Origin of the sequence: Flavobacterium terrae (assembly GCF_900142035.1) — a bacterium.
Lineage (GTDB): Bacteria > Bacteroidota > Bacteroidia > Flavobacteriales > Flavobacteriaceae > Flavobacterium > Flavobacterium terrae.
Map to the genome: position 1 here is coordinate 55453 of NZ_FQZI01000003.1, position 19125 is coordinate 74577.

Annotated in this window: 20 protein-coding genes; 8 read left to right on the plus strand and 12 right to left on the minus strand. The window is 30.8% G+C overall.

Annotation, left to right across the window (positions count from 1 at the left end; genetic code table 11):
* The first annotated feature begins 148 nt into the window (after positions 1-148).
* From BUC09_RS08240 to BUC09_RS08250, 3 genes are all read left to right on the plus strand, one after another.
* Positions 149-1138 (plus strand): aspartate-semialdehyde dehydrogenase, encoded by a 990-nt coding sequence (locus tag BUC09_RS08240; protein ID WP_073310511.1) that lies wholly within the window; start codon positions 149-151, stop codon positions 1136-1138.
* A gap of 70 nt (positions 1139-1208) precedes the next feature.
* Entirely contained in the window at positions 1209-1556 is a 348-nt protein-coding gene (locus BUC09_RS08245) for a hypothetical protein (RefSeq protein WP_143161889.1), read from the plus strand.
* Between the two features lie 48 nt (positions 1557-1604).
* Positions 1605-3812, plus strand: coding sequence for a TonB-dependent receptor (locus tag BUC09_RS08250; protein WP_073310515.1), 2208 nt, complete (start codon positions 1605-1607; stop codon positions 3810-3812).
* A 122-nt stretch (positions 3813-3934) separates the two neighbouring features.
* On the opposite strand, the gene BUC09_RS08255 is transcribed toward BUC09_RS08250, so the two are convergent.
* The 3 genes from BUC09_RS08255 to BUC09_RS08265 are packed head-to-tail and all read right to left on the minus strand — an operon-like array spanning position 3935 to position 7404.
* The gene (locus BUC09_RS08255; protein WP_073310517.1) at positions 3935-4789 is read right to left on the minus strand and encodes a phytanoyl-CoA dioxygenase family protein; all 855 of its coding nucleotides are present in this window, start codon (positions 4787-4789) and stop codon (positions 3935-3937) included.
* A gap of 19 nt (positions 4790-4808) precedes the next feature.
* On the minus strand, positions 4809-5234 hold the full coding sequence (locus BUC09_RS08260; RefSeq protein WP_073310518.1) for a thiol-disulfide oxidoreductase DCC family protein: 426 nt from the start codon (positions 5232-5234) through the stop codon (positions 4809-4811).
* 1 nt (position 5235) lies between these two features.
* Positions 5236-7404 (minus strand): endonuclease MutS2, encoded by a 2169-nt coding sequence (locus tag BUC09_RS08265; protein WP_073310520.1) that lies wholly within the window; start codon positions 7402-7404, stop codon positions 5236-5238.
* Positions 7405-7487: 83 nt separating this feature from the next.
* On the opposite strand from BUC09_RS08265, the gene BUC09_RS08270 reads away from it, so the two are divergent.
* Positions 7488-8156 (plus strand): uracil-DNA glycosylase, encoded by a 669-nt coding sequence (locus BUC09_RS08270; protein WP_073310522.1) that lies wholly within the window; start codon positions 7488-7490, stop codon positions 8154-8156.
* On the opposite strand, the gene BUC09_RS08275 is transcribed toward BUC09_RS08270, so the two are convergent.
* The 8 genes from BUC09_RS08275 to BUC09_RS08310 form a co-directional block, all read right to left on the minus strand.
* Positions 8157-9101, minus strand: coding sequence for a transglutaminase-like domain-containing protein (locus BUC09_RS08275; RefSeq protein WP_073310524.1), 945 nt, complete (start codon positions 9099-9101; stop codon positions 8157-8159). It lies immediately after the preceding gene.
* A gap of 27 nt (positions 9102-9128) precedes the next feature.
* On the minus strand, positions 9129-9974 hold the full coding sequence (locus BUC09_RS08280; RefSeq protein WP_073310526.1) for a substrate-binding domain-containing protein: 846 nt from the start codon (positions 9972-9974) through the stop codon (positions 9129-9131).
* Positions 9975-9991: 17 nt separating this feature from the next.
* Positions 9992-10516, minus strand: a complete 525-nt coding sequence (locus BUC09_RS08285; RefSeq protein WP_073310528.1) for a GNAT family N-acetyltransferase — start codon at positions 10514-10516, stop codon at positions 9992-9994.
* Positions 10500-11027, minus strand: a complete 528-nt coding sequence (locus BUC09_RS08290) for a GNAT family N-acetyltransferase (RefSeq protein WP_073310530.1) — start codon at positions 11025-11027, stop codon at positions 10500-10502. Before BUC09_RS08290 ends, BUC09_RS08285 begins: the two co-directional genes overlap by 17 nt.
* Position 11028: 1 nt before the next feature.
* Complete coding sequence (locus tag BUC09_RS08295) at positions 11029-11208, minus strand: hypothetical protein (protein WP_073310532.1); 180 nt, start codon at positions 11206-11208, stop codon at positions 11029-11031.
* 3 nt (positions 11209-11211) lie between these two features.
* Entirely contained in the window at positions 11212-12084 is an 873-nt protein-coding gene (locus tag BUC09_RS08300; protein ID WP_073310534.1) for a nucleoside phosphorylase, read from the minus strand.
* Positions 12085-12095: 11 nt separating this feature from the next.
* Positions 12096-12428: a translation initiation factor gene (locus BUC09_RS08305; protein WP_073310536.1), complete on the minus strand. Its 333-nt coding sequence runs from the start codon at positions 12426-12428 to the stop codon at positions 12096-12098.
* An 80-nt stretch (positions 12429-12508) separates the two neighbouring features.
* Positions 12509-13462, minus strand: a complete 954-nt coding sequence (locus BUC09_RS08310) for an isopenicillin N synthase family dioxygenase (RefSeq protein WP_073310538.1) — start codon at positions 13460-13462, stop codon at positions 12509-12511.
* 177 nt (positions 13463-13639) lie between these two features.
* Here BUC09_RS08310 and BUC09_RS08315 point away from each other — a divergent pair, with 177 nt between their 5' ends.
* Complete coding sequence (locus BUC09_RS08315) at positions 13640-15616, plus strand: alpha-ketoacid dehydrogenase subunit alpha/beta (protein WP_073310540.1); 1977 nt, start codon at positions 13640-13642, stop codon at positions 15614-15616.
* 58 nt (positions 15617-15674) lie between these two features.
* Here the strand turns inward: BUC09_RS08315 and BUC09_RS08320 are convergent, their stop codons facing one another.
* Complete coding sequence (locus BUC09_RS08320; protein WP_073310542.1) at positions 15675-16025, minus strand: DUF2200 domain-containing protein; 351 nt, start codon at positions 16023-16025, stop codon at positions 15675-15677.
* A 168-nt stretch (positions 16026-16193) separates the two neighbouring features.
* On the opposite strand from BUC09_RS08320, the gene BUC09_RS08325 reads away from it, so the two are divergent.
* The 3 genes from BUC09_RS08325 to BUC09_RS08335 are packed head-to-tail and all read left to right on the plus strand — an operon-like array spanning position 16194 to position 19100.
* Positions 16194-17138 carry a multicopper oxidase domain-containing protein gene (locus BUC09_RS08325; protein WP_084127156.1) on the plus strand — a complete coding sequence of 315 codons (945 nt, stop codon included), beginning with the start codon at positions 16194-16196 and terminating at the stop codon, positions 17136-17138.
* A 36-nt stretch (positions 17139-17174) separates the two neighbouring features.
* Positions 17175-17582, plus strand: coding sequence for a hypothetical protein (locus BUC09_RS08330; RefSeq protein WP_234972535.1), 408 nt, complete (start codon positions 17175-17177; stop codon positions 17580-17582).
* Between the two features lie 42 nt (positions 17583-17624).
* Positions 17625-19100 (plus strand): tyrosinase family protein, encoded by a 1476-nt coding sequence (locus BUC09_RS08335; RefSeq protein WP_073310544.1) that lies wholly within the window; start codon positions 17625-17627, stop codon positions 19098-19100.
* Positions 19101-19125 lie beyond the last annotated feature (25 nt).

The window sequence follows — 19125 nt, forward strand, 5'->3', positions numbered from 1 at the left end:
TTTCGATTTATGTTAACTTATTGTTTATTAGTTATTTATTTTATTAAAATTTATTTTTATAACAATTTGTTAAATTTTGTAATTACGTATTTATAATGCAAATATTAATTACTTTTGTGGAGTCAAAATTTAAACACACACATTTAAGATGAAAGTAGCCGTAGTAGGTGCTACCGGTATGGTAGGTGAAGTAATGCTTCAAGTTTTAGCAGAAAGAAATTTTCCAATTACAGAATTAATTCCTGTTGCTTCTGAAAGATCTGTAGGGAATGAAATTGAATTTAAGGGAAATAAATATAAGGTCGTAGGAATGCAAACAGCTATAGATATGAAGCCTGCTATTGCAATTTTTTCAGCTGGTGGAGATACTTCTAAGGAATGGGCTCCAAAATTTGCAGAAGTAGGTACTACTGTAATTGATAATTCTTCAGCATGGAGAATGGATCCAACAAAAAAATTAGTAGTTCCAGAAATTAACGCTTCAGTTTTGACAATAGAAGATAAGATTATTGCAAACCCAAACTGTTCTACAATTCAAATGGTAATGGTTTTAGCGCCGTTGCACAAAGAATTTGATATAAAAAGAGTGGTGGTTTCGACCTATCAATCTATTACTGGTACAGGTGTAAAAGCGGTTCGACAATTAGAAAATGAATATCAAGGAGCTAAGGGTGAGATGGCTTATAAATATCAAATTCACCGCAATGCTATTCCTCAATGTGATGTCTTTGAAGAAAATGATTACACTAAAGAGGAAATGAAATTAGTGCGTGAAACACAAAAAATACTTGATGATAGAACAATTGCAGTTACTGCTACAGCTGTAAGAATTCCAGTTGTGGGAGGGCATAGTGAAGCAGTTAATGTAGAATTTGAAAAAGATTTTGAAGTGAGTACTATTCGCCAAATTTTGCATCAGACTCAAGGAGTGACTGTTCAAGATAATGTTGATACGTTTACTTTTCCAATGCCATTATATGCTCAAGGTAAAGACGATGTTTTTGTTGGAAGAATCCGTCGTGATGAAAGTCAGCCTAATACATTAAATATGTGGATTGTTGCTGATAATTTGCGTAAAGGAGCTGCTACAAATGCTGTTCAAATAGCTGAATATATAGTTGCTAATAATTTAGTTTAAAAAAATCATCTTAATTATATTAATCCGTTATGCTGTAGTATAACGGATTTCTTTTTTATATTTGTTACAAATGAAAAAGAAATTAATACTTCTTAACTACTCCCTGCTTGGCGCAATATTGTTTGCAGTATTGTTTCAATCTGGGCATTCATTTGAACATTTAGTAAAGCAGCTCACTACAGAGCATTGTCATCACAAGTACAATAAAGATAAAACCGAATTTTCTCACGCACACAATGATTTTGACGATTGTTTTGTTTGTGAGTATTCTTTTAGTAATTATTTACCAACAAAATTCTATTCATTTGAATTTAAAAATTTTGTTGTTAACTCTGACATAATATTTGGTTATAAAAAAGTAGAAATTAATTGTAATTCTACGGTTTATTATCTCAGAGGACCTCCCGTAAATGTTTAATATCCTGAATACATTGTATTACTATTATTAAACATTAAAATTTAACCAATGAAATATTTTTTTGTAACCCTATTTATAGGGTTTTCAATATTTACCCATGCACAAACATCACTAAAAGGAACAATTACTGATAAAAACAAAAATAAAATTAATGATGTTACTGTTTTAATTCCTGATTTACATAAAGAAGTTAAGTCAGATCAATCAGGGAATTATCAATTTAATAATCTTCCATCAGGAAATTTTACAATTATTTTTTCACATCCAGAATTTGATGCAGTTACTTCAACTATTACTTTAAATTCTTCTGAAGTTGTTCATGATGTAATTTTATCTGAAGAGCATTCACATCATATTGATGAAGTCATAGTGTCTACAGTTTTCAATAAAATTCAATCACAAAATGTAATGAAAGTTGAAAACAAAAAAATTAAAGAATTACAGCAATCTGGTGCAGCAACTTTAGCCGAAGGATTATCAAAAATACCTGGTGTCTCAAACATTTCAACAGGGACATCAATAGGGAAACCCGTGATTAGAGGTCTAAGCGGTAATAGAGTTTTAGTTTATTCACAAGGTGTTCGATTAGAAAATCAACAGTTTGGTGAAGAGCATGGATTAGGGCTTAATGATAGTGGAGTTGAAAGTGTTGAAGTTATCAAAGGTCCAGCCTCATTGCTTTATGGATCGGATGCTTTAGGAGGTGTACTTTATTTTAATCCTGAAAAATTTGCAAAATCAAATTCTTATTCAAGTGATTTCAGCCAAAAGTTCTTTTCAAATACCTTAGGAAGCAATACAAGCTTTGGGTTAAAAAGCTCCTCTGAAAACTGGAAATTTCTTTTAAGAGGCGGATATAATTTGCATTCAGATTATAAAATACCTGATGGTAATCGAGTAACAAATACTCGTTTTGAAGAGACAGATTTTAAAGCAGGTATAGGCTATAGTAATAATTCATTTTCAACAATTTTTCGCTATAACTTAAATAATCTAAATTTAGGTTTGCCAGAAGAAATAGGAGACAACACTATTAAAAAAGATCCAGATTACCCTAGGCAAGGAGTTCTAAATCATATTGCTAGTTTAGATAATACTATGTTCTTTAAAAATTCTAAACTAGATTTTGACTTAGGGTTTATTGCAAATGATAGAAATGAATATGAAGATTCTCAAATTCCAATATTAAAAATGGATTTGCAAACCTTTAATTATGATGTTAAGTATTACTTTCCTAAGTTTAAAAAAATTGAAACAATAATTGGTGTTCAAGGAATGAGTCAAACCAATAAAAACTATGGAGAAGAAATATTAATCCCTAACGCAAAAACTAATGATCTAGGTTTTTTAATTACATCTAATTATGAGTTTGGTAAAAATGTGCTTCAAGCAGGATTACGTTTTGATAATAGAAGTATAGAAACAGAAACACATGGAGAAATAGGAGAGGAAGGCTATTTTGAAGCAATTAATAAAAAGTTTCAAAGCTTCAATGCATCATTAGGTTATAAAACAAGTTTAATAGATAAGGTAACTTTAAGAGCTAATCTAGCTTCAGGTTTTAGAGCACCAAATCTAGCAGAATTAACTTCTAATGGAGTCCATGAAGGGAGTAATCGTTATGAGATAGGGAATTCAAATCTTAAAAATGAGCAAAACATTCAGGTCGATTTGAATATTGAATATGGGAATTCACATTTTGAATTCTTTGTAAACGGATTTTACAATCACATCAATAATTATATTTTTATTTCTCCAACTTCTGATTATATAGATGATAATTTAGTATTTAATTACACACAAGCAAATAGTGCTTTATATGGTGGAGAAGCTGGTATTCATTTGCATCCCCATCCTCTGGACTGGTTACATTTTACAAGTAGTTTTGAAAGTGTTACAGGGAAAATTGAAAACGGCGACAATTTGCCCTTAATTCCTGCTAATAAACTAAATAATACATTAAGGCTTGAGGTTAATTCTTTTGAATGGCTTAAAAAAATGTACTTTTCACTTAATTTAGAAACCTATTTAAAGCAAAATAAGATTAGTTCATTTGAAACAGCAACTAATGACTATTCATTATTAAATTTTGGATTAGGGGGAAATATTAATTTAAGTAAGATTAAATTTGAGCTTGTTGTAAGTGGAAACAATATATTAAATAAAGAGTATGTATCTCATTTATCTAGATTAAAGAATGATGGAATTCCTAATATTGGAAGAAATATAATGGTAGGAATTAATTTTAATCTTTAACATAAAAAAGCCTCTTTAAAAAGAGGCTTTTTTATTCAAGAAATCTAGCTTTTATCTCTGGGGTAGGCATCATGCATGATTCTTTTTTGCTTCTATCCTTGAAAATTAAAATGTAAAGTAAATCACTTGAACAATTCAAAACAATAATTAGAGGGTTTTGCGTGTATTGGCATTGCATAAATTGAATCTAATGCAGTTCGTATTTGATCTTCAGAATCATAGATTGAAACTTGTTCTCTTTTCCAATCAAATTGAGGCAATAACGGGTTTTGCAATTTATAATAACTTGTTGCAACTGCTAGTAACTTGGTTCTATTGTCAACTAATTCTTGGGTGTAGATATGTTCATTTAAAACTTGCTTAGCCGACAAAAATTCGAAATAAATGACACGTCTTTTTTTATTCTTTTGCAAAATATCTGAGCAATGTGCCAACATCATATCGTGAATAAGAATATCTCCTCGTTTCATAGGAACTTCTAAAGCTTCTTCTTGAGCTAGTTCACAAATCGTTTTTTTACTCAAATGACTTTTAGGTATTACTTTAAGAGCACCATCACCAGCATTAGCATCATCAATATAAATACCTACTGTAAAATTATTTCCTGTTTGTTCGTTTACCATATCTTGATGCCACAAAACAGGTAATTGATCACCAGAGTTTTTAATTACTGCAAATTCCTGTATAGCAAAAAAATCTTTTCCGCAAATGGTTTGAGCAATGTTTAGCAATAAAGGAGCCCCCAATAACTCTAAACAAGCTAAATTGTTTTTATAACACAACAACTCAATATTGGTAACAAACTTTTGCTCTCCAACAGTAATGGTTACCTTTTGATTATCCTCTTCATCAGCTATTACTTCATCAAAATAGACTTGTAATTTATTTAATAATTCAGCAGATATACAATTGGTTAATTTTAAAAAGCCTTCTTTATAAAACCCTTCTAACTGTGTTGCTGTTATAAATGAATTCATTTTCTAAATGTGGTCAATGTTAGTTACTTTCGTCCAAAAACTTCTTTTTCAACTCAGGAGTAGGAATCATGCACGACTCTTTTTTACCATACCATTTGTATCGGTTTTTGGCAACATAATCATAAATAAAATCGCGTAAAAATGAAGGGATTATTTTAAAAATGATTGCATAAGCATAAAATCCGCCTAAATTTTTAGCAATTTTTAGCGCAGCATGTGACTTATAATAATAAGCTTTTCCCGGCTCGTAAAAAACAATGCTATCAATATTTCTTTCTGAAATCCCTAAGTGTTTTAAAATTTTTTGACCTAACTCAGTCTGAATAGGGACAAATCTAAAAATATCATTTTTATCACGTTTAATAATATATTGAACGGTCGAATCACATAAATTACAGACACCGTCAAATAATATTATTTTTTTATTTTGCGGTACACCTTCCATATTATTTGGGTTGAATATATTCCAATTGATCTAAACTCACTTTTGATGTAAAAATACCATAATTTACGGTAGCTTTATTTTTTTCAATCGAATCAATTGTACCTATAGATTTACCATCTATCATTCTAACTCGGTCACCAACTTTAAGTATTACTTTAGGTTTATTTTCTTCTTCGATTTTTGCTTTAAGTTTTTTTTCTTTTTTCTCTTTTCGAATTTCTTCAACTTTAACTTTTACCTCTTCAATAACTTCTTTGACAATAATCTCTTTTTCCTTTTTCTCTTTGGCAGTAATCTTTTTTCTTTTTGAATTTTCAATCTCTACCATTTTTAAAAATTCACCAATGAGCTCTTTCTTATTTTTATTGTTGAAGTATTTTTCAGAAATATCATCAATTTTTTGTCCCATATAAACCAAACGTTGATTTGCGTCATATAATTCTTGGTAGCGTTCTAGTTTATCTTGAATTTTAGCATTAATGTTTTCAAGTTTTTTACTTTCTTCTCTGGCTTTAGTTTCTTCTTCTTTAAGGTTTTGAGAAGTTTTTTCAAGCTTAGAGCGTTCTTTTTGAAGATTTGCAATGGTTTTATCGAAACGTACTTTGCCACCCTCAATTTTCTTTTTAGCTCGGTTGATTAATCCATAAGGAATTCCGTTTTTTTGAGCTACTTCAAATGTAAAAGAACTACCAGCTTGTCCAAGAACTAATTTGTACATTGGTTCCAATGATTTTTCATCAAAAAGCATATTAGCATTCGTTGCAGAAGGTAACTCGTTGGCTAACATTTTTAAGTTAGAATAATGAGTGGTAATAATTCCGAATGCTTCTCTTTGATAAAATTCTTCAAGAAATACTTCTGCTAAAGCACCACCAAGTTCAGGGTCTGATCCTGTTCCAAATTCATCTATTAAAAATAAGGTTTTTGAATTACATTTTTTCAAAAAGTAATTCATGTTTTTTAATCTATAACTATATGTGCTTAAATGATTTTCAATAGATTGATTATCTCCTATATCGGTCATGATTCGATCAAATAAGCACGTTTCACTACGCTCATGAACAGGTATAAGCATTCCAGACTGAAGCATTAGTTGTAATAATCCAACAGTTTTCATGGATATTGTTTTCCCTCCAGCATTAGGTCCAGAAATTACAACAATCCTATTGTCATTATTAAAATCAAATGTTTGTGGATAAGTGATTTCTTTCTTCGCTTTATTTGTTAAATATAAAATAGGATGGTAAGCATCTCTGAAATATATTTTTCTTTCTTCGGTGATATTTGGTAATAAACCATTTATTTTTCGAGCATATTTAGCCTTAGCTGCAATTACATCTACATCACTTAAAAACTCTTGGTACTGTATAAGAAGCGGTAAAAAAGGTCTTATAGAATTGGTGAGTGTTTTCAAAATCTTAATGATTTCCTCTCGTTCTTCATATTCTAAATTAGCCAATTCTCTAGAGTAATGTAAAGTAGATTCGGGTTCTATGTAAGCAATACTTCCTGTTTTTGAGCTACCTAAAATTGAACCTTTTACTTTTCGGCGATACATAGCTAAAACCGCTAAAACTCTACGATTTTCAACAACAGTTTCTTTGATTTCGTCTAAGTATCCTAATCCGTTGTATTGACTTAAGGCCAATCCAAAGCTTTGATTTACTTTTCCTCGAACCGAGTTCATGTTTCTACGAATATCAAGTAAAGTTGGTGTAGCATCATCTTTTACTTCTCCATATTTGTCTAACACACTATCGATAAGTTTAGTTATCTCTTTAGTAATTTCAATTTCACTAGATTTCAAATACAAAGCAGGGTAGTAGTCTTGAAATTTTTTCAAGAATTGAAGTAAAATATTTGTGTTTTCAGAAATAGAATGGATTTTTTTGAAACTTTGTAATTCCAGAAAACTATCTTCTATACCTAAAAATTTTATTTCATTAGTTATTGGTTCAAACCCATGATTAGGCAAAGCGTTGTTATTGTCAAATGAGGCTCTATACTCAGAAGTTTGTAGTAAAGCTTGCATCAATTCCTCTTGATTTTTAAAAGGTTTGATGTTTAATGTTTTTTCGTTACCAATTTCAGTAACACAAAGTTCTGAAATGGTTTCTAAAACAGTTTGGAATTGTAAATCTTGTTGCGTTTTAGTATTTATTGAAATCATTTTTATTTTGCAAAAGCCCAAAGTTACAAAGATTCAAAGTAGCAAAGAATCAAAGTGATTATATTTGTATAAAAAACAAATAAATGCAATTAAATATTCATCCATCTTGGCAACCTTTTTTTGATTTGGAGACATCTAAGTCATATTTTACGGAACTTAATAAACAGGTTGATGAAGAATACCAAAATTTTATTTGTTTTCCTCCAAAAGATTTGATTTTTAATGCTTTTGACAAATGCTCCTTGCAAGAAGTAAAAGTGGTAATCATTGGTCAAGATCCTTATCATGGAGTAGGTGAGGCAAATGGTTTGTGTTTTTCGGTTAATGATGGTATTGCAATTCCCCCATCTTTAAAAAATATTTTAATTGAAATCAATAATGAATACGATCGAGTGTTTTTTTCAACTTCGGGAAATTTAGAACACTGGGCGAAACAAGGAGTTTTATTATTGAATGCTTCTTTAACAGTACGTAAAGATTTAGCCAATAGTCATAAGCATTTAAAGTGGAATGTTTTCACAGATTCAGTTATTCAATACATATCTGAAAATACTGAAAATGTTGTGTTCTTACTTTGGGGAAGTTTTGCTCAAAAAAAAGGAGCTAAAATCAATAGAGAAAAGCATTTGGTTCTAGAAAGTGGTCATCCTTCACCACTAAGTGCCAATAGAGGTTTTTGGTTTGGAAATAATCACTTTTTGAAAACGAATGAGTATTTGAAAAGTGTTAATAAAGAAATTATTGAGTGGTAGTTAATTATAAAGAGTCAACTCCCCAAGAATTTTTTCACTCATAAATTTTCCTCCAGGATAATATCCGGTATAATCTAGGTTCAGCCATATTTGACCATGTTCGTCAATATGATAATGAATGTCTTTGTTTTTGCTTTCTTCAACAAAAAGAACTTTTTTTATTAGAAAAATAATATTTTCTAAATCTCTTTTGTCTCCAATTAGCATTTCAGGATAGACATGCGCATCGGTATGTATAAGTCTAGGTGTTCCGCCTACAGCTTTAACACAAGCAGCCATAAGTACAGCATGATCATCACAATCACCTGAAAAATGTTCTAATGTTTCTGAAGCTGATGCTATATAATTGTTCCCAATAGGATCACTAACATAATTCCATCTAGATTTTATTTCTTTAAATACAGCGAAGCATTGGATTGTGGTTCTATAATAGCTATAGCCTTTTAGTTTTTTAGCTTCAGCAAAATGCTTTGTAGTGGCAAGCAATGCGAAGTTTCTCACTTTTGGATTTTGAAAATCAATAGAGCGTATAATCTTTGTTTTATTTGGAAAAGGTAATAGTTTGCTAACGATTAGATCTTGAGGATGGGCAGAATCTCCCATAGTATACATCATTGATCTATAATCATCATAAACACGATAAAAACTATACTCGCCAAATATGGTACCGTAGGTGAGGAAAAGAATATATACAAAAACAGAAATTAAAACTGTTTTTCTTAGTTTGAATAAAATAAACTGAAAAAGACCTAAGAGACCTAAGAATATTAGTATTCTATCAATGGGAACTTTGAGGTCTAATTCTTGAACATTTTGATGAATGATGATAAATACAGGAATTGTAAATAATATATTCAATAAAAAAATCACAATACTATCCCAAGGCTTTGGTAAAGAAAGCTTGTCTTTATAGGTGGTATAGTAATTTTTTAGGGCTGAAAACATTTTTATTAAAACGATAAAAATAACGAATTATTTAACTACCGCTTCAAAGGAAATTTTATTTTCAATTAAATTTAACTCATGTAGTTGATCTTGTACTTTTTCAAAAGTATTTTTATCTAATTTCTTTTGAGACCAACGAGTCAATTTTAACCATTCTTGTATATCTTTTAATTTTTGATTGTATCTAGAAGCAAGTGTTCTATCTATACTGGGGATTGATTTAAATTCAATGGTAGTATTATTTATAATTTCTAGGATTAATTCAACAGTTGAAACATTTTTTTCTAAAAATTCATTTCTTACTGCAATTACAAAACATGGCCAGGGAGTAGGACAGTCGGCAATTTTTCTGAAAGTTCCATTGTCTACTAATGGTTTGGTCATGAATCTTTCCCACATAAAATAATCGGCACTATTGTTTTTTAGAGCTTCAACAGCTCCATCAATGGTATTTACAATTTCAAATTTTAACTGAGATATATTCCAATTTTGCTGCTTCGCATTTACAAAACTCATTAAATGAGAACCTGAACCAATTCTTGAAATAGCAGATGTAGTATTTTCTAAATCAGTAAGTTGATTAAATTTAGAATTAGCATCAACATGAATTCCCCAGATTAATGGTGATTGTACATAAATCTGAACAATTGATGAATTATTTCCTGCTGATATATCTTTAATAATACCCTCTGTAAGAATTACGGCAATATCAGTTTCGTTATTTCGAAGCATTTGACACATTTTTCCTGTTCCTTCCGCAACATCAGTCCATTGTAAATCAATCCCAACTTCGTCAAATTCTCCATTTTCAATACATAATTGCCAAGGCAAATTAAAATGTTCGGGTACTCCTGCTATTTTTACAGTTTTCATTTTTAAACTTTGGATTATTATTTTTTAGCTTGCCACCAATTCCATTTTACGCCATCTTCGGCAGTGTATTCTTCCATGAAATTAAAGCCAACTTTCTTCAGCACTTGATTTGAAGCGCTATTTTCATAGTGTGTATATGCGTTCAGATTATCTACTTTCATTTCGTTTAAACCATAGTCTACCCAAAATTTTGTAGCTTCAGTTGCGTAACCTTTATTCCAAAATCTTTCATCAAGTCTATAACCATAATCAAAGAAATTAGTATTACCGTTTTCAACATGATCGTCTACAAATTTGATTCCCGTCCACCCAATAAAATCACCAGAATCTTTTAGAATAGTAGCAAAACGACCAATATGGTTTCTATTGTATTGGTCATTTACATAATTAATAACTTTTATTACCTCGTCAATTTCTTGAACTGGTTTTTGCCATAAATATTTATGAACAGAAGGATTTTTGTCCATTATAAACATTGCTTCTGCATCGCTAAGTTCAAGTGGTCTGAGAATTAGACGTTCTGTTTCAAATTTTAGATTCATGTTTGTTTTCTAATTGATACCAATTGTGTAAAGTGTTATTTACTAAGTAAGAATTAATGAATTGAAACCCTAATAGCTTAAGTAAATTGTTTGATGGAATATTTTCAGTTTCGGCACAAGCGTGGATTATTTTAAGTTGCATTTTGTTGAAACCATATTCAATCCATGCCGAAGCTGCTTCTTTTGCGTAACCTTTTCTCCAATATTCTTTAGAAAGACGATATCCGATGTCATAAAAATTTGCATAACCATTTTCTTCATTAGCTCTAAACTTCAGACCTGAAAACCCAATTAACTTGTTGTTTTCTTTTAGAATAACTCCAAATCTACCAATACCATTTTTTACGTATTCTGCTCTTATTTTTTTAATATAATTTTCAACATCCAACTTGTTAAGTAAAGGATTTCTCAAATACCTATTCACATTTGGATTGTTATTCATTTCAAAGAAATCGTCAATATCTTTGATCTCTAAGGGGCGAAGTATTAGACGTTCTGTTTCAAGAATCACTTTACTTTATTTTTTTTAAATCTCTAATTGTAAAAATCATAGAAGCAATAAGTAGAATATTGGATACTATACCTGAATAATTATTTTTACTTAAATCATTAAAATCTAAATTAATGATATTAATAATCATTAATAAAAAACTAACAATTAAAATTAGATAAGCAGCATTTATTCTTTTCATACTTTATTCTGTTAGCTTTTTCAATGTATAAGCAATTAATTCATCAACTGCCTTGTAAGGATCTGAACTAAAAGTACCATTTGCACGATTAGCAATGATGGCATTTAATGATAATGTTTCATGGCCTAATAATTTTCCAAGACCATAAATAGCGGCAGTTTCCATTTCAAGATTAGTCATTTGAGTACCGTTGAAATTGAAAGCATCCATTTTGCTATTTAAGTTTTCATCCTGGATGTTTAAACGTAATACACGACCTTGAGGTCCGTAGAATCCACCAGCAGTACCTGTAAAACCTTTATGAATTTGATCACTTTCTATAAATTTTTCTAATTTTTCTGAACAAGCTACAACATACGGTCTTCCTTTGCGTAAGTCCCAATTTGTTTGCGATATGAAAACTTCTTCAATATCTTTTTCAGAAATATCATCAATCAAATACGATCGTAACATATTGTCTAGGCCTAAACCATATTTAGACATTACAAAACTATCAACCGGAATATCTGCTTGCAGAGATCCTGAAGTTCCAATACGTATAATATTCAATTTTGTTAATGTTTCTTTTGGTTGACGCGTTTCTAAATCGATGTTTACTAAAGCATCAAGTTCATTCATCACAATATCAATATTATCAGGGCCAATTCCTGTTGACATTACAGTGATGCGCTTTCCTTTTAGTGTTCCTGTTTGTGTTTTAAACTCTCTTTTTTGAGTAGAGAATTCAACTGAGTCGAAGAATTTTGTGATTTTTTCTACTCTATTTTGATCACCTACAAAAATTATATCATGTGCAATATGCTCTGGTTTCAGATTTAAGTGATATACACTTCCATCAGGGTTCAGAATTAATTCTGAAGATTTTATTTCACTCATTTTATAAATATTTATCCGCCTACGCGTTTTACTTTAAATCCTTTTTCTTTTAAAATTGTCATAATCTTGTCACGATAATCACCTTGAATAATGATTTCTCCGTCTTTAAAACTACCGCCGACAGCTAGTTTGTTTTTAATTTCTTTGGCTAATAATTTAAAATCTTCGTCTTCACCTTCATATCCTGCGATAATTGTGGTTGGTTTTCCTTTTCTTTTTTCATACTTACAAATCATAGGTTCTTTTTGAACATATAACTCGTGTTCTGTTTCTTCTATTTCTTCAGGTTCATTAGAAGGAATATGATCAGGGAATAAGTTTTTTAATTGGTCTTGTAAATCCATGTCTGTAAAATTACAAAAAAAGAAAAAATCCCAAATTCCAATATTTCATGGAACTTGGAATTTTATATAATATAATAGAATTACTTCTTAATTAATCCTAAATCAACTAAACGTTCATATAAGAATTCCCCAGCTGTAATATCTTCATATAATTTAGGGTTATTCTCATCAATACATTCAGGTAAACAGTTAAGTGACATGTCACTTACTGGATGCATAAAGAAAGGAATTGAGTAACGAGAAGTTCCCCATAATTCTCTAGGTGGGTTTACCACTTGGTGAATGGTTGATTTTAATTTATTATTTGTGTGACGAGATAACATATCTCCCACATTAATCACTAATTCGTCTGGTTCTGCAATAGCATCAATCCATTGTCCATCATGATTTTGAACTTGCAATCCTTTTCCTTGAGCTCCCATTAATAAGGTAATCAAGTTAATGTCACCATGAGCAGCAGCTCTTACGGCTCCATCTTCAGGTTCACTAGTAATAGGAGGGTAGTGAATTGGTCTTAAAATACTGTTTCCATGATTAGCATATTGATCAAAATAAAACTCATCAAGTCCAATGTAAAGTGCTAAAGCTCTTAAAACATAAATACCTGTTTTTTCAAGCATTTGATAAGCTTCTTTTCCTACTTCATTAAAATGAGGTAATTCTTCCACAGTAACATTGGCAGGATATTCTGATGCATATTTAGAATCGGCATCAACATATTGGCCAAAATGCCAAAATTCTTTTAAATCTCCGGCTGAACGACCTTTAGCATGTTCTTTTCCAAAAGAAATGTAGCCTCTTTGTCCTCCAATTCCTGGAATTTCGTATTTCTCTTTAACTTCAAGTGGAAGTGAAAAGAAGTTACGAACTTCTGAATATAAGTCTTCAACTAATTTGTCATCTAAAAAATGACCTTTTAATGCTACGAAGCCTATTTCTTCGTATGCTTTTCCGATTTCATTTACAAATTTTTGTTTACGTACCGGGTCACCCGATAGGAAATCACGTAAGTCAACACTTGGAATGTTTTGCATTGTACTTAGTTTTTGTTAATAACTTAATTTCAAGGGAATGCCTTGATTTTACAAATGTATATATAAATTTAAATATTTAATTTCAAAAGTTATTAACATTTTAAAAAAATATAACAAAGCAAAGAGTTTCTGTTATTTTTTATTAATTTTGAAATCGATTTAAAAAACCATTTAGTAATGAATTTCGAAAGAAGGAACTTAACCAACGAACAGCTTTTAGATTTATATAAAAAGTTATTAAAACCTAGATTAATTGAAGAAAAAATGTTGATCCTTATCCGTCAAGGAAAAGTTTCTAAATGGTTTTCAGGAATTGGTCAAGAAGCAATATCTGTAGGTATTACATCCGTTTTAGATAAAGACGAATATATTTTACCAATGCACCGTAACTTAGGTGTCTTTACAACAAGAGAAATTCCATTACATCGTCTATTTTCTCAATGGCAAGGAAAAAGAAATGGATTTACAAAAGGACGCGATCGTTCATTCCATTTTGGAACTCAAGAATATAATATTATAGGAATGATTTCACATTTGGGTCCGCAGCTAGGAATAGCTGACGGAATCGCATTAGCCAATAAACTAAAACAAAACGGAAAAGTTACTGCTGTATTTACAGGAGAAGGTGCAACTTCGGAAGGAGATTTCCATGAGGCATTAAATGTTGCTTCTGTATGGGATTTACCAGTTTTATTTGTGATTGAAAATAATGGTTACGGATTGTCGACGCCAACTAACGAGCAATATCGTTGTAAGCAATTAGCTGATAGAGGTGTAGGTTACGGAATGGAAAGTCACGTAGTTGATGGTAATAATATTTTAGATGTTTATAATTTAATATCAGAATTAAAAGCCTCTATGATTGAAAATCCACGTCCGGTTTTACTTGAGTTTATGACTTTCCGTATGCGTGGTCATGAAGAGGCTAGTGGAACAAAGTACGTTCCTCAAGAGTTAATGGACATGTGGGCAATTAAAGATCCCGTTGAGAATTACAGAAATTATTTGAAAGCTACGGCCGTTTTATCTGATGAAGAAGATGAAGCTATTCGCGCTGAAATTAAAAAAGAGATTGACACTGATTGGGCAAAAGTGCAAGAGGAACCTGCTATTGTTGCAGATTTAGATGAAGAATTGAACGATGTATATTGCCCATGGGAATATGAGCAAATTGACCATTTTGATGAATTTGAAAACATCCGTGTGATTGATGCTATTTCGCAAGGATTAAGTCAATCTATGGAACGTCATCCTAACTTAGTGATTATGGGGCAAGATATTGCCGAATATGGAGGTGCTTTTAAAATCACTGATGGATTTGTAGATAAGTTTGGTAAAGACCGAGTTCGTAATACACCAATTTGCGAAAGCGTAATTGTTTCTGCTGCTAATGGATTATCTATTAATGGTCATAAAGCTGTAGTTGAAATGCAGTTTGCTGATTTTGTGTCGACTGGTTTCAATCCAATTGTTAACTTATTAGCAAAGCAACACTACCGTTGGCAAGAGAAATCAGATGTGGTAGTGCGTATGCCTTGTGGAGGTGGTACTCAAGCAGGACCTTTTCATTCGCAAACCAATGAAGCTTGGTTCACTAAAACTCCTGGATTAAAAGTGGTTTATCCAGCATTTCCGTATGATGCTAAAGGATTATTAAATACAGCGATTAATGATCCAAATCCTGTTATGTTCTTTGAACATAAACAATTGTATCGTAGTGTTTATCAGGATGTGCCTAAAGATTATTACACTTTGCCACTAGGTAAAGCTTCATTGCTTAAAGAAGGTAACGATGTAACTATTATTTCTTTTGGAGCTGGAGTACACTGGGCATTGGAAACATTGGCTAAAAATCAAGAAATTTCTGCTGATTTGTTAGACTTACGTTCATTGCAACCATTAGACTGGGAAGCAATCTATGCTTCAGTTAAAAAGACGAGTAGAGTTATTATCCTTCAAGAAGATACTTTATTTGGTGGAGTGGCAAGTGATATTTCGTCAATGATTATGGAAAATTGTTTTGAATATTTAGATGCTCCAGTAAAACGAGTAGGAAGTTTAGAATCTGCAATTCCATTTATGAAATCGCTAGAAGATCAATATTTACCAAAACAGCGTTTTGAAACTGAATTGTTAGAATTATTAAAATACTAAGTTAAAAATCCCCAGTATAAACTGGGGATTTTTTATAAAGAGGTTAAGTTTTAAAACTTTATTTTCTTAAAATCTTTTCCATAGATTTACCTTTTGCTAATTCATCAATTAATTTATCTAAGTAACGAACTTGTTGCATAATGGTGTCTTGAATATCTTCAACTCTGTAACCACAAATGACACCAGTAATTTTCGAAACATTGGGATTAATTAAAGGAGCTTTGGTAAAAAAATCTTCAAAATTGGTTTTGTTTTCTAGAATTTGGTGTAAATCAGTTTTGTTATAACCGGTTAGCCAAAAAATAATTTGATGTACTTCATCTTTTGTTCTTCCTTTCTTTTCTGCCTTTGTAATATAATGAGGATAAACGCTGGCAAAAGACATTTTATAAACTCGAGTGTTGTCCATATTTTTAAATTGAATTGTAAAGTTAAATAAATTTTAAAAAAGCATATTTGATTGTATTCATAACTTTAAAATAATGCAGTATTATTAAATCCAGTATTTCTACGCATTTTTATCTTTTTGAATTGGATTACATTTGGTAAACAAGCTTTATTTTGCTTTGTATAAGTGATGAAAAATAAGTTAAACAAAGTGGTGTTTTTATTTCTGCTTTTGTGGTCCATTGTTTTGTTTTCGCAAAATGAGCAATTAATCATTGGAAGAACAACAGGTACTTTGTCCATAAACAATAAAAAAAGCATCCGCACTTTTGGCTTTGTAAAATCTCTCTCTGGACAAGTTAAATTACCAGGCTGTACTATCAATGGTAAGGTTGGAGACAGTATACATCTTGATTTTTGGAATATTTCGCAAGGAAATCCTGTATCCTTGCATTGTAAGGAAATTGATTTTGTTCAAAAAGACATTAACCAAGAAGTAGTTTTAAAAAATGAACCAATACATCATATGGAACATGGCTATTATTCATTTATAGCTAAAAAACCAGGAACGTATTTGTATTATAGTCCCGAAAATTATCCTTTTAATCTTCAAGCTGGAATGTTTGGAATTATGATTATAAAGCCTCAAAGTATTGATTTACAGTTTAAAAAAACTATTGATGAGTTGCTTTGGTGTAGCCATGAAATAGATACTAAATGGCATACTGACTCACTCATGGGTACTGATTATAATCCTTCAAATAAACCAATTTCTATTCCTGATTATTTGCCAGATATTTTTTGTGTCAATGGAGAAAATATTAATAACCTAAAAGGATTGCAATCTAAAAAAAATAAAGAAAAAACAATTTTACTTCGTTTAGTAAATGCTGGTTTATATATACATGTAATAAATTTTCCTGCTAAAGTAAAACTTGAAGTGAATAATGATATTGGGTCAATTTACAAGATTAAAATTAAAGATAATATAGTTAGTCTTGCTACTGGAGAAACTATAGAATTGTTGGTCAATTTAGAAGATGTCACTGCCAAAGAAAGAATGATTTACCAATTTATAGAACCAAAAACTAAAAAACCAGCCTTTAAAACAACAATCCCGATTTTGTATAACTAAATGCCCAACAAGATTATGAAGACAAATTATTTTTACATGCTATTACTTTTTTCATTTGCAAGTTGTTTTGCGCAACAGTCACCTACTTTTTCGATAATAGGCAGCGATACCAATAAAGAAGTTTTGAAAAAAAATATGCGATTAGATATTTCTAAAATTAAAGTAGAAAATATTTCTAATAAACCTATTTATTTGGTTTGGGAAACTGTCTCGAATACCTTCCCTAAAGAATGGGATTGTTCTATGTGTCAGCATGGCGCTTGCCAAATAGGTATACCCAAAGGATCCTCTTTTAGTAAACTTAATCCTGATCAACAAGGTTTTATTGCTATTCATGTGATACCTGAAAATAAAACAGGAAACGGTATTGTTAAGTTTAAAATCTATGACAAGAATAATCCAAGTTATTTCAAGATTATGACTTTTGAAGTTCAAGTACTCTAAACAAATTAAACAATCAAATACTAACTAAAAACAAAACTAATAATGAAAAAAATCTTTCTTTTTTGTGCTTCAATTTTAATTGCAAGTACAAGTACAAGTTTTGCTCAAGACAAAACATTTGCAAAATACGTGCGACGTAATGCAAATTCACCTGAAGCAAAAGCCGATTTAGATGCAATGAACGTAGCATTTAAAAAAATGCGTGATATGGGATGTGATAAAGGCCTAGCATGGTATTACCAAGGAGCCATTCATAACATTCCCGGAGTTATTAATGGACAAAATAAATTATGTTCTCAGTACCAAACTAGTAAAGATAAATTATGGGCTTGGGGAGATTGTACGCACAATAGTTCTCAAAATGCGTCTATGAACTTTTTGTTTTGGCATAGAATGTACATTTGGTATTTAGAAAAAATTGTAAGAGACTTATCTGGTAAACAAGATTTTGCTTTGCCTTATTGGAATTATGGTAGCAAAGACGTTAATAATAATATTATGGCAGAAGCAATACGACTTAAAGATGGCTCATTGTTTGAACAGGCTCGTTGGAGTATTCTGAATGCTGGACAGCCAATTCCTTCAGAGCAGGTTGACCAAATTCAATTAGCAATTGAGGAATTAAAAACAAATCCTTCATTTGCAGGAAAAGCTGGATTCAGTAAGAGTTTAGAAATTGCACCACACGGTTTTATGCATGACTTAATTGGGGGAGAATATGCAGAACCAGCAGAAACGTATTATAATTCTATATATCAAACATACATGTCTGGTCTTATGGCAAATGTACCATCAGCAGGATTTGATCCAGTGTTTTGGTTGCATCACAGTATGATTGATAGAATTTGGGAATCTTGGGATCTTTCAACCTATGGACAGCGTCCAAGTTTAGATGATTTAAAAGCTAATCCTTGGCCATATGAATTTATTGCTCCTAATGGCGATAAAATTACTTATACTATGGAAGAAATGTATAACATTGTATTTAATTTAGATTATAAATACGATACATTGTTATACGGCTCTGATACTCCAGTTTTAGCTTCTAATGAAAATAAGGAAAAATCGATAAGTATTTCACAAGAAAAAAAAGAAAAAGTAATTTGGGAACAAAAAGTTGGAAAAGTAATTGGTGAAGATTCGTTTGTACATAAAGTAACCAAAAAACTTGCAGTTAATACTAATAAGTCTTTAAAGAGTCAACCCAATGCAAAAATGATTCTTAATTTAGAAGTAGCTGTTTATAAGGAACCTAAAGACTATTATACAGTATATCTTCGTTACCCAGGTCAAAACGACCAATATGTTGGTATCATGACTTTCTTTGGAGTAGCACATGATCATGGAACAGGCGAAAATCACGAAATAGGAGAGAGCGGTGTTCAATTGAAATATTCCTATTATATCTCTGATGATTTAATAAATACAGATTCAAATTTTGAAATAATTTTGAAAAAGAAAGGTATTGGTGATACTAAAGTAACCTTAGAAAAAATTAGCGTCATTCAATTAAATTAATGAATATAAATATAAAAGCGACATT